The organism is Salipiger marinus (genome assembly GCF_035481585.1).
GTDB lineage: Bacteria > Pseudomonadota > Alphaproteobacteria > Rhodobacterales > Rhodobacteraceae > Salipiger > Salipiger marinus.
Genome location: NZ_JAYKSL010000003.1, coordinates 23129 through 38761 on the forward strand (window position 1 = coordinate 23129; position 15633 = coordinate 38761).

12 protein-coding genes are annotated in these 15633 nt (G+C 65.5%); 6 read left to right on the top strand and 6 right to left on the bottom strand.

Features of this window, described 5'->3' with window-relative positions; genetic code table 11:
- Positions 1-123 precede the first annotated feature (123 nt).
- Both VK682_RS04860 and cysQ read right to left on the bottom strand, forming a co-directional pair.
- Positions 124-1353: a glycosyltransferase family 2 protein gene (locus VK682_RS04860; protein ID WP_230796058.1), complete on the bottom strand. Its 1230-nt coding sequence runs from the start codon at positions 1351-1353 to the stop codon at positions 124-126.
- 6 nt (positions 1354-1359) lie between these two features.
- The gene (cysQ, locus tag VK682_RS04865) at positions 1360-2157 is read right to left on the bottom strand and encodes a 3'(2'),5'-bisphosphate nucleotidase CysQ (RefSeq protein ID WP_089843963.1); all 798 of its coding nucleotides are present in this window, start codon (positions 2155-2157) and stop codon (positions 1360-1362) included.
- 125 nt (positions 2158-2282) lie between these two features.
- Here cysQ and VK682_RS04870 point away from each other — a divergent pair, with 125 nt between their 5' ends.
- On the top strand, positions 2283-3113 hold the full coding sequence (locus VK682_RS04870; RefSeq protein WP_230796057.1) for an ABC transporter permease: 831 nt from the start codon (positions 2283-2285) through the stop codon (positions 3111-3113).
- Here the strand turns inward: VK682_RS04870 and VK682_RS04875 are convergent, their stop codons facing one another.
- Complete coding sequence (locus tag VK682_RS04875) at positions 3114-3719, bottom strand: alpha-ketoglutarate-dependent dioxygenase AlkB family protein (protein WP_230796056.1); 606 nt, start codon at positions 3717-3719, stop codon at positions 3114-3116.
- 218 nt (positions 3720-3937) lie between these two features.
- On the opposite strand from VK682_RS04875, the gene dnaK reads away from it, so the two are divergent.
- The 3 genes from dnaK (at position 3938) to radC (ending at position 7945) form a co-directional block, all read left to right on the top strand.
- Positions 3938-5860 carry a molecular chaperone DnaK gene (gene dnaK, locus VK682_RS04880; protein ID WP_089843955.1) on the top strand — a complete coding sequence of 641 codons (1923 nt, stop codon included), beginning with the start codon at positions 3938-3940 and terminating at the stop codon, positions 5858-5860.
- A gap of 75 nt (positions 5861-5935) precedes the next feature.
- Positions 5936-7084: a molecular chaperone DnaJ gene (gene dnaJ / locus VK682_RS04885; protein WP_230796055.1), complete on the top strand. Its 1149-nt coding sequence runs from the start codon at positions 5936-5938 to the stop codon at positions 7082-7084.
- 96 nt (positions 7085-7180) lie between these two features.
- Positions 7181-7945: a RadC family protein gene (gene radC, locus VK682_RS04890; RefSeq protein ID WP_089843949.1), complete on the top strand. Its 765-nt coding sequence runs from the start codon at positions 7181-7183 to the stop codon at positions 7943-7945.
- A gap of 2 nt (positions 7946-7947) precedes the next feature.
- On the opposite strand, the gene VK682_RS04895 is transcribed toward radC, so the two are convergent.
- The 3 genes from VK682_RS04895 to secA all read right to left on the bottom strand — a co-directional run bounded on the left by VK682_RS04895 (position 7948) and on the right by secA (position 13288).
- A complete protein-coding gene (locus VK682_RS04895; RefSeq protein ID WP_230796054.1) occupies positions 7948-9504 on the bottom strand; it encodes a phosphate ABC transporter substrate-binding/OmpA family protein in 1557 nt (518 codons plus the stop codon).
- Positions 9505-9523: 19 nt separating this feature from the next.
- Positions 9524-10447 carry a translocase gene (locus VK682_RS04900; RefSeq protein WP_230796053.1) on the bottom strand — a complete coding sequence of 308 codons (924 nt, stop codon included), beginning with the start codon at positions 10445-10447 and terminating at the stop codon, positions 9524-9526.
- 117 nt (positions 10448-10564) lie between these two features.
- Positions 10565-13288: a preprotein translocase subunit SecA gene (gene secA, locus VK682_RS04905; protein ID WP_230796052.1), complete on the bottom strand. Its 2724-nt coding sequence runs from the start codon at positions 13286-13288 to the stop codon at positions 10565-10567.
- Between the two features lie 185 nt (positions 13289-13473).
- Here secA and VK682_RS04910 point away from each other — a divergent pair, with 185 nt between their 5' ends.
- Together VK682_RS04910 and argJ are read left to right on the top strand one after the other, a co-directional pair.
- Positions 13474-14346, top strand: a complete 873-nt coding sequence (locus tag VK682_RS04910) for a peptidylprolyl isomerase (RefSeq protein ID WP_089843938.1) — start codon at positions 13474-13476, stop codon at positions 14344-14346.
- The gene (argJ, locus tag VK682_RS04915; protein WP_230796051.1) at positions 14347-15576 is read left to right on the top strand and encodes a bifunctional glutamate N-acetyltransferase/amino-acid acetyltransferase ArgJ; all 1230 of its coding nucleotides are present in this window, start codon (positions 14347-14349) and stop codon (positions 15574-15576) included.
- The last annotated feature ends 57 nt before the right edge of the window (positions 15577-15633 follow it).

Here is a 15633-nt window from a genome sequence, read left to right on the forward strand (position 1 = left end):
TGGCTCCTTGTGCGTCACGGGTATCGCCGGACCCCGCGACTGAAATCTTCTGCGCATTTTATTGCCTGCGCCTATCCAATGTAAATGACGCTTCTGGGCGCCGGATCACTCGTATAACGACTTTCAGGTCGACCCGCGGAATTTTGCCACTCGATTGACCTCTGCCCGAAGTCTTGCTGCAAACAGCCATGGCTGCAAGGGCACGTCGCCACGCAGGCTACGCCCCCAAAGTCCGCCGATCTGTTCCCAGTATCCTTCGGGTCGAAATGTGACATGATGATAAAGGGCGGTGTGGCTAAATCGGAAAACACTGACAATTTCGCCGCTTGCGGCAAATTCGGCAGCCTGCCGCCGCATCCGGCGGCGCGACCAGACCCGCCCGGACAGGATGCGGCGGGGGGCTCCGGGGCGCCCGGGGAAGGGCAGGAAGGCCGCGGCAGGGGCTGCGAGCGGGGGCAGCGCGCCCGCGGGGCGCAGCAGCCCCGCCGCATGGCCCCGGTCGAGCCCGCGCAGCAGGCCGAGCACGTCATCAGGGCCCAGCGGGCCGCGGATCATATGGTCCAGCAGGCGGCGGCGCTGCGCCTCGCGCAGGCGGGCCCAAGCGGCGGCGCGCTGCGGTTCGGGACAGTGCTTGCGCAGGAACAGCGCGAGCGAGGCGCCGATCTCGGTCAGATCGCGCGGGCTCCGGTCGGGCCCGCGCCGCGCGCTTTCGGCATAGCCATGATGCACCTCGGCCAGTGGCACCACCGCGACGCGGTGCCCGGCCCGCGCGTGGCGCAGATCCAGATCGGTGTCGTCCATATAGAAGCGAAAGCCCGGATCGAACCCGCCCATCCGTGCCAGAACATCGCGGCGATGCGCCATGTTGGTGCCCTGCAGCTTGACCGCAGCGTCGGGCAGGTGGGGGAAATGCGGCCCGTCCCCGGGCAGATCCAGCGGCCTGTCGCAGCCGGTTGCGGTGATGCTGCGCGCGCGCCACTGATGGTCGATGCCGTTGCGCCCGCGCACATATCCGCCCGCCGCCGCGACCTCCGGATCGGCAAAAGGCGCGCAGAGGCGGGCAAGCCATGTCGGTTCCGGCACCGCGTCATCGTCGATGAAGGCCACCACCTCGCCTGCGGCCTGCGTCAGCGCCAGATTGCGCGCGGCGGCGATGTTGGGTGCGTCGAACTCCAGCAGCTTGATATGCGCGGCATGGGGCCCTGCCCGCAGGGCGGCGGCGCCGGCGGGGCAGGCGACCACCACCACCTCATAGGCGGGGTGGTCGAGCTGCGCGATGCCGGTCAGGCACAGGCTCAGCGCCGCCGGACGGCCCCGGCTGACGATGACCACGCTGACCGGCATCGCGGCCATGGGCGGTCAGCCCTCTTTCAGATCCACGCCGGGGGCATAGGCGATGAAGAACGGGTTGGCATAGCCCGCCTTGCCATAGGCCAGCGGCGTCAGGTCATCAAAGCGCACCACATGGCCGCCCGCGCCGTTCAGCACCGCATGGCCTGCGGCGGTGTCCCATTCCATCGTGCGGCCAAGCCGCGGATAAAGATCGGCCTCGCCCGTCGCCACAAGGCAGAACTTCAGCGAGGATCCGGCGCTGGTCATGTCCTTGACCTCGTATTTGCCGATGTAATCGTCGGTGGCCTGATCGCGATGCGATTTGGAGGCCACGACCATCAGCGCGGAATTGTCGGGCTTTGACACGTGCAGCGGCGTGGTCTCGCCCGCCGCGTCCTTGTCGAAGGGGCCGGTTTCCTCGACCGACTGGCCGACGCTGTTGGTGTAGAACATGCGGCCCTTGGCGGGCGCATAGACCACGCCGCGCGTCGGCACGCCGTCTTCAACCAGCGCGATGTTCACGGTAAAATCGCCGCGACGGTTGACGAATTCCTTGGTGCCGTCCAGCGGATCAACGATGAGAAACGTCATCGCGTCGATATCATGGCTGTCGGCCTGTTCCTCGGTCACCAGCGCCACCTCGGGGAAGGCGTCGCGCAGCCCGGCAGAGATCAGCGCATCGGCGGCTTCGTCGGCTTCGGTCACGGGGCTCTGGTCCGACTTCGATTTCACCTCGAAATCATCGGAATTGTAGATCTCCATGATCCGGTCGCCTGCCTCCAGCGCGAGCCTGCGGATCACCGTCACAAGCGTTTCGTAATTCAAAGCCGATCTCCTTTTCCGCAAGCTCGCGGATTTATTGATTTGAAAGCCTCTCCGACTTATGCTGCGGTTCACCCAAGAGGGCAAGAAGACCCGCCATCTTCCGACCGGGCCGGAGCAGCAGTGCCATGTTTCAGACCACCGTGCCGCGCTCCCGTCTGGGAACGGCCATCTACATTGCCGAGCTGATCTATCACAATTCGGTCCGTGCCGTGCGCAAAACGCATGGCAACGCGTTCCTCGCGATCTTCATGAACATGCTGCAGACCATCATTTTTGTGCTGGCCTTTTATTTCATGTTCTTCGTGCTGGGCATCCGCGGCAGCGCGATCCGCGGCGATTTCATGATCTACATCATGACCGGGGTGTTCCTGTTCATGACCCATTCCAAGACCCTCGGCGCCGTGGTCAGTTCCGAAGGCCCCGCCAGCCCGATGATGCAGCACGCGCCGATGAACACCGCCATCGCCATCGCCGCCGCCATGGTGTCGACGCTGTATATTCAGGTGCTGTCGCTGTTCGCGATCCTGTTCGTCTATGACGTGGCCTTCAACCCCTTCGTCATGCAGGAGATTCATGACCCGATCGGCTGTCTGGCCATGCTGCTGCTGTCGTGGTTTTCCGGCGCGGCCATCGGCATGGTGTTTCTGGCGGCCAAGCCGTGGTTCCCGACGCCGGTCTCGATCCTGTCCACCGTCTACCAGCGCGCCAACATGATCGCGTCGGGCAAGATGTTCGTGGCCAATTCTCTGACCCCGGCGATGCTGGCGGTGTTCGACTGGAATCCGCTGTTCCACACCATCGATCAGGCGCGCGGGGCGGCCTTCGTCAATTATTTCCCGCGCAATTCGAACTGGGAATACGCACTGTGGGTGTCGATCGTGCTGCTGATGATCGGGCTCATGGGCGAATTCTACACCCGCAGACATGCCTCGGCCTCGTGGGGCGCGCGGCGCTGATCAGGTCACGACCCGCAACGTCAGGTTGATCCGCCCGCCCTGCGGCAGCAGCGTCGACGAGCCGAAGCGGATGCGGTCCACGCCATGATGGCGCAGCCGCGCCTCGCCGCCCATCACCACCACGTCGCCCGACCGCAGCCAGACCGATTCGGTCTTGCCGCCGCGTTCGGTGTTTCCCATGCGGAACAGCCCGTCATCGCCCAAGGACACCGACACCACCGGGCAGGAGAAATCCGCCTCGTCGCGGTCCTGATGCAGGCCCATGCGCGCGCCTTCGCCATACCAGTTGATCAGGCAGCATTCCGGCGCCCGCGCGCCGTCCGTGACCGCCTCCCAGATCTCCAGCACCTGCTGCGGGATCGGCGGCCAGTCCATGCCCGCCGGGTGGCGCGGTTCATAGCGGTAGCCGCGGCGGTCGGTGACCCATCCGAACCGGCCTGCCGCGCTCATCCGCACCGACATTTCCTGCCCGCGTGGCGTGACGGGGCGGTAAAGCGGGGCCTGCCGCAAAATTTCGCGCAGCGTGGCCACAAGCCTGTCCTGCGCGGACCGGTCCAGCCACTGCGGATAAAGCCGGAAGCCGCGAATCTCCAAGGCATCAGTCATGCCGTCTTGTCAGGCATCGGCAAAGATCTGGCAAAGAAATTCGCGGCAAATGCGGGCAAGTCGCGGAAGCGGGCGCTTGCAGGCCCGAAACCCCCTCCTTATATACCCTCCGAACGCCGCGAGGCCCTGCCGGACGGCTTCTGGAACAAGCGGGGCTGGATGCCGTAACGGGTCCGTATGCCTCGCGACATCGCCTTGACTCAGAAAGGGATCGAAACATGGCCAAAGTGATCGGTATCGACCTCGGCACCACCAACTCCTGCGTCGCCATCATGGATGGCAGCCAGGCCCGTGTGATTGAAAACGCCGAAGGCGCCCGCACAACGCCCTCCATCGTCGCCTTCACCGACGACGAGCGTCTTGTCGGCCAGCCCGCCAAGCGGCAGGCCGTCACCAACCCCGAAGCCACCATCTTCGCCGTCAAGCGTCTGATCGGTCGCCGCACCACCGATGCGGAAGTGACCAAGGACCAGAAGATCGTCCCCTACAAGATCGTGGACGGCGGCAATGGCGACGCCTGGGTGGAAGCACGCGGCACCAGATACAGCCCCAGCCAGATTTCCGCCTTCATCCTCGGCAAGATGAAAGAAACCGCGGAATCCTACCTGGGCGAAGAAGTGACGCAGGCCGTCATCACCGTGCCCGCCTATTTCAACGACGCCCAGCGTCAGGCCACCAAGGATGCCGGCAAGATTGCCGGGCTTGAGGTGCTGCGCATCATCAACGAACCGACCGCGGCCGCGCTGGCCTATGGTCTGGACAAGAAAGAAGCGCGCACCATCGCGGTCTATGACCTTGGCGGCGGCACCTTCGACGTGACCATTCTGGAGATCGACGACGGCCTGTTCGAGGTAAAATCCACCAACGGGGACACGTTCCTTGGCGGTGAAGATTTCGACATGCGCATCGTCAACTACCTCGCCGACGAGTTCAAGAAAGAGCACGGCGTCGACCTGACCACCGACAAGATGGCGCTGCAGCGTCTGAAGGAAGCGGCGGAGAAGGCCAAGATCGAGCTTTCCTCCAGCCAGCAGACCGAAATCAACCAGCCCTTCATCTCGATGGGCAAGAACGGTCAGCCGCTGCACATGGTGATGAAGCTGACCCGCTCCAAGCTGGAACAGCTGGTGGGTGACCTGATCAAGGCCTCGCTGAAGCCCTGTCAGGCCGCGCTGAAGGATGCGGGCATCTCCAAGGACGAGATCGACGAGGTCGTTCTGGTCGGCGGCATGACCCGGATGCCCCGCGTCGTGGACGAGGTGACCAAGTTCTTCGGCAAGGAGCCGCACAAGGGCGTGAACCCGGACGAAGTGGTGGCCATGGGTGCCGCCATTCAGGCCGGCGTGCTGCAGGGCGACGTCAAGGACGTGGTGCTGCTGGACGTGACCCCGCTGAGCCTTGGCATCGAAACGCTGGGCGGCGTGTTCACCCGGCTGATCGACCGCAACACCACCATCCCGACCAAGAAGTCGCAGGTGTTCTCCACCGCCGAGGACAATCAGGGCGCCGTGACCATCCGCGTCTTCCAGGGCGAACGGGAAATGGCTGCGGACAACAAGATGCTGGGCCAGTTCAATCTGGAAAACATCCCGCCCGCGCCGCGCGGCATGCCGCAGATCGAGGTGACCTTCGACATCGACGCCAACGGCATCGTGTCGGTCAGTGCCAAGGACAAGGGCACCGGCAAGGAGCAGAAGATCACCATTCAGGCCTCTGGCGGTCTGTCCGATTCCGACATCGAGAAGATGGTGAAGGACGCCGAGGAAAACGCCGAAGCGGACAAGAAGCGCCGCGAACTGGTGGAGGCCCGCAATCAGGCCGAAAGCCTCATCCATTCGACCGAGAAATCGATCGAAGAGCATGGCGAAAAGGTCGATCCCTCCACCGTGGAAGCGATCGAGCTGGCGATTGCCGCGCTCAAGGATGATCTCGAGAAGGACGGCGTGACCGGCGAGAAGATCAAGTCCGGCATCCAGAACGTGACCGAAGCGGCCATGCGTCTGGGTGAGGCGATCTACAAATCGCAGGCCGAAGAGGGCGACAGCAGCGATCATCCTGACTCCGGCAAGTCTGGCCCGGCGGATGACGACAACATCGTGGACGCGGATTTCGAAGACCTCGACGACCGCAAGCGCAGCTGACCCATCACGGAACCGAAAAGGGGCCGGTCCGTATACCGGGCCGGCCCTCATCCGTTCCGGCCAAGGAGGGCATGAATGTCCAAGCGTGACTATTACGAGCTGCTCGGCGTCGCCAAAGGGGCCTCCGCGGACGAGATCAAGAAGGCCTATCGCGTCAAGGCGAAAGAGCTTCACCCCGACCGCAACAAGGACGATCCCAGCGCCGAGTCCCAGTTCAAGGAAGTGAACGAGGCCTACGAGGTTCTCAAGGATGCCGACAAGAAGGCGGCCTATGACCGCTTCGGCCATGCGGCCTTCGAGGGCGGCATGGGCGGCGGTGGCGCGCGTCCCGGTGGCGGCTTTGGCCAGCAGGGCGATTTCGCCTCGGCGTTCTCCGATGTGTTCGACGACCTGTTCGGCGATTTCATGGGCGGACGGCAGGGCGGGCGGCAGCGCGCGGCGCGCGGGGCTGACCTGCGCTACAACCTGCGCGTGACGCTGGAAGATGCCTATACCGGCCTGCAGAAAACCATCAACGTGCCGACTTCGGTGCAGTGCGGGGCCTGCCACGGCTCCGGCTCCGAAGGGGGCGCCGAGCCGACCACCTGTCCGACCTGTTCGGGCATGGGCAAGGTGCGGGCGACCCAAGGCTTCTTTACCGTCGAACGGACCTGTCCCACCTGTTCCGGGCTGGGCCAGATCATCAAGAATCCCTGCGTCAAATGCGGCGGTGCCGGTCGCGTCCAGAAGGACCGCGCGCTGTCGGTGAACATTCCCGCAGGGGTGGAAACCGGCACACGCATCCGTCTGGCGGGCGAAGGCGAGGCGGGCATGCGCGGCGGACCGCCGGGCGATCTCTATATCTTCATCGAAGTTGCCCCGCATGACATCTTTGAACGTGAAGGCAGCGAACTGCACTGCCGCGTGCCGGTGTCGATGACCGCCGCCGCCCTTGGCGGCGACATCGAGGTGCCGACGATGGATGGTGGCCGGTCGCGGGTGAAAATCCCCGCCGGAAGCCAGTCAGGACGCCAGATGCGTCTGCGTGGCAAGGGCATGCCCGCGCTGCGCGGCGGGGGTGTCGGCGACATGTTCATCGAACTTGCGGTCGAGACGCCGGTCAACCTGACCTCGCGCCAGCGCGATCTGCTGCGCGAATTCGAGGCGCTGAGCGAAGACAACAACCCGGAATCAAAAAGCTTTTTCTCTTCGGTAAAAGGCTTCTGGGATTCCATGAAGGGCTGACCGGGGCAAAAGGCTCTGGTTCTGGCGGCGCGGGGGCAACCTCGCGCCGCTTTTGCGTTAACTCCTCCCTAACCTGACCGCGCGCAGTCTGAAGGGATGAGCCGATTTCGCCATTTCTCTGATTCTCAGGCCCCGCTCTTTGACCGGGACGAAGCGCCGGAGGCGCCGCTGGCGCGTGGCGCGGCGGCGCCCTCCTATCTTCGGGATCATCGCGCCCGCCTGCGGGAGCGGTTTCTGGTCGGGGGCGCCGATGCGCTGCCCGATTACGAACTGCTGGAACTCGTGCTGTTCCGCGCCATCCCGCGCCGCGATGTCAAACCGCTGGCGCGGCAGCTGCTGGATCTGTTCCGCGATTTCAACGGCGTCGTCTCTGCCCCCGCCGCCCGCCTGCGCGAGGTGCCCGGGGTGGGGGAGGCGGTGATCACCGAGCTCAAGATCGTGGAAGCGGCGGCGCACCGGCTGGCCCGGTCCCGCGTGCTGCAGAAACAGGTGGTCAGTTCATGGGATGCGCTGCTGGCCTATTGCCAGACCGCCATGGCGCATCAGGATACCGAACAGTTCCGCATCCTGTTTCTGGACCGCAAGAACGTGCTGATCGCCGACGAGCCGCAGGCGCGCGGCACCGTCGACCATGTGCCAGTCTATCCGCGGGAGGTGGTGAAGCGCGCGCTGGAACTGAACGCCTCGGCGCTGATCCTTGTGCACAACCACCCGTCCGGCGACCCGACCCCAAGTCAGGCCGATATCGCCATGACCGACCAGATTCGCGTCGCGGCGGACGCGCTGGGGATCATCCTGCACGACCATCTGGTGATTGGCCGGTCACGGGAACTCAGCTTCCGGGCCGAGGGGCTGTTATGAGCCTAGCGCAGCCAGACCTCGACCCGCCGGTTGACCTGCCGCCCCCAGACGGTGTCGTCGCAGGCCATGGGCATCGCCTCGCCAAACGCCTCCGCGCTCAGCGCGACCCGGGTGAAATCGGCGGTGTCCGCGCTGGTGCGGACCGCCTGCAGCACGGTGTCCGCCCGCTGCCGCGCGATGACCAGATTGTCCGGCGCGGGGCCCTGACCGTCAGAAAAGCCGACAAACAGCAGATCCTTGCCATCATACAGGCCGTTCTCCAGCGCCTCTGCCAGCTGTTCCACGTTGGAGCGGGACTGTGCGTCCAGCCCCGTGGCACCCGCGTCAAACCGGAACGAGGTGGTCAGGCGCCGTCGCGGCGCCAGACTGGCGGCCAGACGCTGAAGCTCGCGCAGGCCCTCTTCGCCCTCGGCCACCTGAATCGCATTGGCCAGCCGGTCGCCCTGCTGGCCAAGCGGCACGTCTTCGGGCAGCTGGTCGACAAAACCGGCCCGCCGAATAACGATCTGCGCCGGGCCCGAGCGGGTATAGGCCAGAAAGTCGCGCGCCAGCGCAGGCAGCCGCCGCGCGGGCTGATACAGGAACAGGGGCAGGGTCAGCGGGTAATCCTCGGTCTTGACCGCCGCGCGGCTGCCACGCAGCGTAAAGCCACAGCTGCCACCCAGCACCAGCGTCTGGGTCAGGCCGCCATGGTCCAGCCGCACCAGCCCGAAGCCGAAAGGGTCACGCGCCAGCGCCTGCTCCAGCGCGGCGGGGCTGTCATGTTCGCGATAGGCTTGCGCCAGCTGCAGACCGGTGGGCGCCAGCAGCCGGTCCTCCAGCGCCTGCACGGTGCCGCTGTCCCGCCGGGTCAGATGCAGCACGATCGGCGCATCGGGCCCGCCCAGATCCTGCCAGTTCACCAGATCTCCGGCGAGGATCCGTGCCAGATCCGCCAGCGCGAGGCTGGTCAGCGGGCTGCCCGGCGCAACGGCGGGCAGCAGCCCATCCAGCGCCAGCACCCGGCTGCGGGCCGGAGCGGAAAGATCGCCCAGACCGGCCTCGCGGGCCCGCTGCACCTCGGCGGGGCGGACTTCGCGCAGGGCCATCACCAGATCCGCCTCGTCCGCCAGCAGATCGGCAAAGCCTTCATCCGTGTCGCTGAGGCGCAGCGTAAACTGGCCCACGCGGCGGTCCTGCGCCGGATCCTGCAGCATATATGTCAGCTGGTCCGGGCCTTCGGTCGCGTCGCGCGTGGCGACAAGCCCGCTGCGCAGGGCAAAGCCTTCGATCAGCGCGGGCAGCAGCACTTCGCCCATGGCCGCCGCGCCGGAGATGCGCAGTTCGGCAACGTAATCGGTCAGCGAAGGGCAGCCGGGCCCCTCGCACAACACGCCGGAACTGTCGACGGTCAGCTCCCCATAGCGGGTGGAGACACGGTAGAAATCGCCATCAAAACCCAGCATCGTGCCGTTCAGCTCGATGCCGCCGTCACGGGACCGCAGGGTGACATCCTGCGCCTCCGCCTCGCCAGCAGCAAGGCAAAGTGCGGCGAAAACCGCCGCACGGACCTGTCGCATCTACGACCCTCACCCAAGCTCAGTTGGCGGCGATCTTCAGGTCTTCGATCAGGTTTTTCAACACAAGAAAGTCCCCCGTCGACTCGCAGGCGGGCATCTCGAGCGACAGGTCCGCCGCATGCGGGGCTTTGCCGCTGCGCAGGTCAAGCGTCAGGGCCTCCACGCGCTGCGCGCAGTTGGCCGCCGTGACTTCGGCCTCGATGCTCAGGTTGATCGTTCCGGAGACGCGCGCGGCAGCGCGGGGGAAGGTATAGACCTCCGCCTGCAGGGCGTCGGGCGTATCACGCGCGCCGAGCAGGGTCAGAAACCCGCCTTCGCCCGCGGCGGTGCGGGTCAGATCTCCGGCGGAGGCGGCCCAGACATGGCCGGAGCCAAATTCGCGGGCGTGCAGATGCAGGCCGCTGTCTCCCTTCCATTGCAGGACGACGCGGTCATAAAAGGCGAGGCTTGGTACTTTGATCTGGGTGGTGGCGCCGCGCCCGCTGTCAAAGGCGGCGATGACCAGCGCCTGTTCGGCGAGTGCGGGCAGTTCAAGGCTCAGCCGACCTTCGGCATCGGTGACTTCGGTCAGCATCAGCCCCTGATGGTGCAGGGTCAGCCGTTCCTCGAGGTGGCAGGGCGCCTCCAGCGTCAGGGCCATCATGGCGCCCGCCGCGACATCGGCGGTCAGCGTCACCGGACAGTCCGGCGCCTGTGCCGTCTGCGGCGCAGGCAAGGCCATATCAGGACTGGCCGAGGCAGGCGCGGGCAGGCGCATCATCGCCGCCTCGGAAGGCAGGCGGGGCAGGGCTGCGGCGGAGGAGGTGTCGGTGATGGCGGCCAGCGTCAGCGGCTCTGCCCCCCGCGCCGGGCCCACCGTCGTGCTGCGCTGCATCACGTAGCCGGTGCCAAGCGCAATGGACAGGGTCGCCGCGGCAAGAAGGTAGGTGTTGAGACGTGCCATGGCCAGATGCCTCCCGAAGCTTCGGTCTGGAAACAATCTGCCGCGCAAAAGTGGCGCTGTTGCGGCGTGAAGGCGGAGTCATTCGGGCGCGCGGGGAACCCTGCGCGCCCGGTCAGGTCAGGCCAGCCGACCGTGGCAATGCTTGAACTTCTGGCCCGAGCCGCAGGGGCAGGGGTCGTTGCGGCTGGGATTGCCCCAGGTCGCGGGATCGGTCTCGTCGAAGCCTTCGACCAGCGGCAGACCGGCGGCGGGCGTGGCCACGTTCTCGGTGGGCCCCACCGCCGTGGCCTGTTCCGCCTGCTCGCGCAGCTGCGCCTGCTGGGTCGCCATCTGCTGCATCATCGCCCGCTGTTCTTCTTCGGACATGGGGCGGATGCGGCCCAGCTGTTCGGTCACCCGTTCCCGCAGCGATTCCAGCATCGATTCGAACAGCTGGAAGGCCTCGGTCTTGTATTCGTTCAGCGGGTCACGCTGCGCATAGCCGCGGAAGCCCACGACAGAGCGCAGATGCTCCAGCGTCAGCAGATGTTCGCGCCATTTGGTGTCGATGGTCTGCAGCAGCACCTGCTTTTCGATCTGCCGCATGGTGTCGGGACCAAAAGACTCGGTCTTTTTGGCCATGAAGCTGTCCGACAGCTCGCCCAGACGCTCGCGCATGATCTCTGCATCCACGCCTTCCTCGTCACCCCATGCGATGACCGGCGCGTCGAAGCCCATCTTTTCCAGCACGGCGGCGTAAAGCCCGCGGGTGTCCCACTGGTCGGCATAGCTTTTCGGCGGAATATAGGTGTCGATCAGGTCGTCGATCACCTCGTGGCGCATATCCTCCACGATCTCCGACAGATCCTTGGCTTCCATGATCTCGCGGCGCTGCGCAAAGATCACCTTGCGCTGGTCGTTCATCACGTCGTCGAATTTCAGCAGCTGCTTGCGGATGTCGAAGTTGCGGCCCTCGACCTTGGCCTGAGCGCGCTCCAGCGACTTGTTGACCCAAGGGTGAACAATCGCCTCGCCTTCCTTCATCCCGAGCTTGGACAGCACCCGGTCCAGCCGTTCGGAGCCGAAGATGCGCATCAGGTCATCTTCCAGCGACAGATAGAACGAAGAGCGCCCCGGGTCGCCCTGACGCCCCGACCGGCCGCGCAACTGGTTGTCGATGCGGCGGCTTTCATGGCGTTCGGTGGCCAGAACGTAAAGCCCGCCCGCCTGCTTCACCGCTTCCTCGTCGGCGGTATGGGCGGATTCGATGCGCTTGCGGATCTCTTCGGGATCGGCCTCGGGGCTGGCGGCGATGGCCTCCATCACCTTGAATTCGACATTGCCGCCCAGCTTGATGTCGGTGCCGCGCCCGGCCATGTTGGTGGCGATGGTGATGGCGCCCAGCTTGCCCGCATCGGCGACGATCTGCGCTTCCTGCTCGTGCTGGCGCGCGTTCAGCACGTTATGCGGCAGCTTGGCCTCGGTCAGCAGCCGGCTCAGCATCTCGGATTTATCGATGGAGGTGGTCCCCACCAGCACCGGCTGGCCCTTGCCATGCGCCTCGCGGATTTCCTCCACGATGGCCTCGTATTTCTCGCGGGCGGTGCGGTAGACCTTGTCGTCCTCGTCGATCCGCGCGATGGGCCGGTTGGTCGGAACCTCGACCACGCCCAGCTTGTAGATCTCCATGAACTCCTCGGCCTCGGTCAGCGCCGTGCCGGTCATGCCCGACAGCTTTTCATACAGCCGGAAGTAGTTCTGGAAGGTCACCTGCGCCAGCGTCACGTTTTCGGGCTGGATCTGGCAGGCTTCCTTCGCCTCGATCGCCTGATGCAGCCCGTCGGACAGACGGCGCCCCAGCATCATGCGGCCGGTGAATTCGTCGATCAGCACCACCTGCCCGTCGCGGACGATGTAATCCTTGTCGCGGGTATACAGCTTGTGCGCGCGCAGCCCCTGATTGACGTGGTGCACGATGGTGGTGCTTTCGGGATCGTAAAGCGACTGGCCCTCGGGCAGCACGCCCCGCGCCAGCAGCTTCTGCTCCAGAGCCTCGTTGCCCTCGTCGGTGAAGGTGACGCTGCGGCTTTTCTCCTCGATCTTGTAATGCTCTTCTTCAAGCTCGGGGATCAGCCGGTCGATGGCGATGTAAAGCTCGGACCGGTCCTGCGACGGGCCGGAGATGATCAGCGGCGTGCGCGCCTCGTCCACCAGAATGCTGTCGACCTCGTCGACGATGGCGAAGTAATGGCCGCGCTGCATCATCTGGGCCAGTTCGGCCTTCATGTTGTCGCGCAGGTAGTCGAAGCCCAGCTCGTTGTTGGTGGCATAGGTGATGTCGCAGGAATAGGCCTGCTTCTTCTCGGCCTCGTCCTGATGCGGGTAGACCACGCCGGTGGTCATGCCCAGCATCCCGAACACCTTGGACATCCATTCGGCGTCGCGGCGGGCAAGGTAATCGTTCACCGTCACCACATGCACGCCCTTGCCGGTGAGCGCGTTGAGATAGGCCGGGAAGGTGGCGACCAGCGTCTTGCCCTCGCCGGTTTTCATTTCGGAGATATTGCCCTGATGCAGGAAAATCCCGCCCATCAGCTGCGTGTCGAAGGCGCGCAGCCCCAGCGCGCGCTTGGCGGCTTCACGGCAGTTGGCAAAGGCCTCGGGCAGCAGCGCGTCCAGCGTCTCCCCCCCGGCGAGCCGCTCGCGCAGCTCTGCCGTCTTGGCGGCGAGCCCGGCATCCTCGAGTTTCTCGAACTCGGGCTCCAGTGCGTTGATCCGCTCGACCGTGGGTCTTGTGGACTTGATCTGGCGGTCGTTCGGGGTTCCGAACATTTTCCGCGCGAGTTTTCCAATCCCCAGCATTATGGTCTGCCCGTCCTGTCTGACAAGTTTGTGTTCCGCGTGCGGCATCCGCTTGCCCGCCTCGCACACAGCCCATATGACACAGGGGAACGACCGGCCTTGCAGAGCCTTGGGGCGATGTAAGCGGCAGGTCCCCAAGTGTCAACGCCGCCCGTCATGGGGCGGCTCTCAGGAAGGAGGCAGAAATGCCGCAACCCCTCATGAAATCCAGTGCCGCGGCGCTGGCGCTGGCCATTGCCCTCGCGCTGCCCGCACAGGCGCAGGACGCGACCCCCGCCCCCGAGATGACCGCCGACACGGTGGTCGCCACCGTCAACGGTCAGGACATCACGCTGGGCAACATGCTGGCGATCCGCGCAAATCTGCCGGAACAGTATCAGCAGCTGGGCGACGAAGTGCTGTGGGACGGCATCCTTGACCAGCTGGTGCAGCAGAGCGTGCTGGCGCAGGACGAGAAGGCCGAGGAGACCCGCCGCGTGCAGGTCGCGCTGGAAAACGAACGCCGTGCGCTGCTTGCCGCCGAAGTGGTGGCCGCGATTGCCCGCGATGCGATGACCGACGATGCGGTGCAGGCCGCCTATGACGCGCAATATGCCGGTGCCGAGCTTGGCACCGAATACAACGCCTCGCACATCCTCGTGGAAACCGAGGAAGAGGCGCAGGCCATTGCCGAAGAAGTGAAGGGCGGCGCCGATTTCGCCACCGTTGCGCGTGAAAAATCCACCGGCCCCTCCGGCCCCAATGGCGGCGAACTGGGCTGGTTCGGTCCCGGCATGATGGTCGAGGAATTCCAGCAGGCGGTCGAAGGCATGGAAGTGGGCGCCGTGTCCGACCCCGTGCAGACGCAGTTCGGCTGGCATGTCATCAAGCTGAACGAGGAGCGCGCCATGGAGGCCCCGGCGCTCGACTCCGTGCGCGCCGAGCTGGAAATGCAGATCCAGCAGGAGGCGGTGAAGAGCTATATCGACGAAAAGCTCGCCGCTGCCGAAGTGACCCGCACCCCCTCCACCGAGGTTGACCCCTCGGCGCTCTCCAACATGCAGCTGCTGGAGGAATAAGTGGCCAAGACCCTCGCCGTCTCCCCGCTGGCCCCTGCGGCCTTTCCCGATCTGCCGGTCATTGGCGGCGTGCGCTTTGCCGCCGCCGCAGCCGGTGTCCGCTATGCCGGTCGCACCGATGTGATGCTGGCCATGCTGGATCCGGGCAGCACGGTGGCGGGGGTCTTCACCCGCTCGGCCACCCGGTCCGCCCCGGTGCTGGACTGTCAGGACAAGATCGGTCACGATTCCGCCGAAGGTGCGGCGATCATCGTGAATTCCGGCAATTCCAACGCCTTCACCGGGCGCAACGGGATCGAAGCGACCCGCGCCGTCATCCATGCCGTGGCCGTGGCCACCGGCCTGCCGGAGGAGCGGGTCTTTTCCTCCTCCACCGGCGTGATCGGCGAGCCGCTGCCGCATGAACGCATCACCGCCAAGGTGGACCAGCTGGTTGGCGCGCTGGACGAAACCGGCATCGCCGGGGCCGCGCGCGCCATCATGACCACCGACACCTTCCCCAAGGGCGCCATGGCCACGGTCGATCTGCCCGGCGGGCAGGTGAAGATCGCAGGCATCGCCAAGGGCTCGGGCATGATCGCGCCCGACATGGCGACGATGCTGGTCTATGTCTTCACCGATGCCCGCATCGCGCGCGCGGATCTGCAGGCGATGGTCTCTGACATCAACGCCCGCAGCTTCAACTGCATCACCGTCGACAGCGACACCTCCACCTCTGACACGCTGCTGATGGGCGCCACCGGCGCCTCGGGCGTGACGGTGACAGCTGCCGACACCGCCTTCACCACGGCGCTGGAAGCGGTGTTCCTCGACCTTGCGCATCAGGTGGTGCGGGATGGCGAAGGCGCCACCAAGTTCGTCACGGTCGAGGTGACGGGGGCCGCCAGCGATGCCGATGCCCGCACCCATGCGCTCTCCATCGCCAATTCGCCGCTGGTCAAGACCGCCATCGCGGGCGAGGATCCGAACTGGGGCCGCGTCGTCATGGCCGTGGGCAAATCCGGCGCCGCTGCCGACCGCGACCTGCTGACCATCCGCTTCGGCGATGTGCTGGTGGCGGAAAAGGGCTGGGTGTCGCCCGATTACCGCGAGGAAGACGGCGCCGCACTGATGCGCCAGCCCGAAATCACCATCCACGTGGATCTGGGGCTGGGGCAGGGGAAGGCTACGGTCTGGACCTGCGACCTGACCCACGGCTATATCAGCATCAACGCCGATTACCGGTCCTGAAGGCTCTGGCCTTCTTCTGACCAGAAATATCCCGGGGAGCGGGGGGGGGAGGAAACA

What these genes read in the sequence shown, in the direction of transcription:
- VK682_RS04860 (WP_230796058.1), bottom strand. Translation starts at nt 1,353, where the DNA reads ATGGCCGCGATGCCGGTCAGCGTGGTCATCGTCAGCCGGGGCCGTCCG.
- VK682_RS04870 (WP_230796057.1), top strand. Translation starts at nt 2,283, where the DNA reads ATGTTTCAGACCACCGTGCCGCGCTCCCGTCTGGGAACGGCCATCTAC.
- VK682_RS04875 (WP_230796056.1), bottom strand. Translation starts at nt 3,719, where the DNA reads ATGACTGATGCCTTGGAGATTCGCGGCTTCCGGCTTTATCCGCAGTGG.
- dnaK (WP_089843955.1), top strand. Translation starts at nt 3,938, where the DNA reads ATGGCCAAAGTGATCGGTATCGACCTCGGCACCACCAACTCCTGCGTC.
- dnaJ (WP_230796055.1), top strand. Translation starts at nt 5,936, where the DNA reads ATGTCCAAGCGTGACTATTACGAGCTGCTCGGCGTCGCCAAAGGGGCC.
- radC (WP_089843949.1), top strand. Translation starts at nt 7,181, where the DNA reads ATGAGCCGATTTCGCCATTTCTCTGATTCTCAGGCCCCGCTCTTTGAC.
- VK682_RS04895 (WP_230796054.1), bottom strand. Translation starts at nt 9,504, where the DNA reads ATGCGACAGGTCCGTGCGGCGGTTTTCGCCGCACTTTGCCTTGCTGCT.
- VK682_RS04900 (WP_230796053.1), bottom strand. Translation starts at nt 10,447, where the DNA reads ATGGCACGTCTCAACACCTACCTTCTTGCCGCGGCGACCCTGTCCATT.
- secA (WP_230796052.1), bottom strand. Translation starts at nt 13,288, where the DNA reads ATGCTGGGGATTGGAAAACTCGCGCGGAAAATGTTCGGAACCCCGAAC.
- VK682_RS04910 (WP_089843938.1), top strand. Translation starts at nt 13,474, where the DNA reads ATGCCGCAACCCCTCATGAAATCCAGTGCCGCGGCGCTGGCGCTGGCC.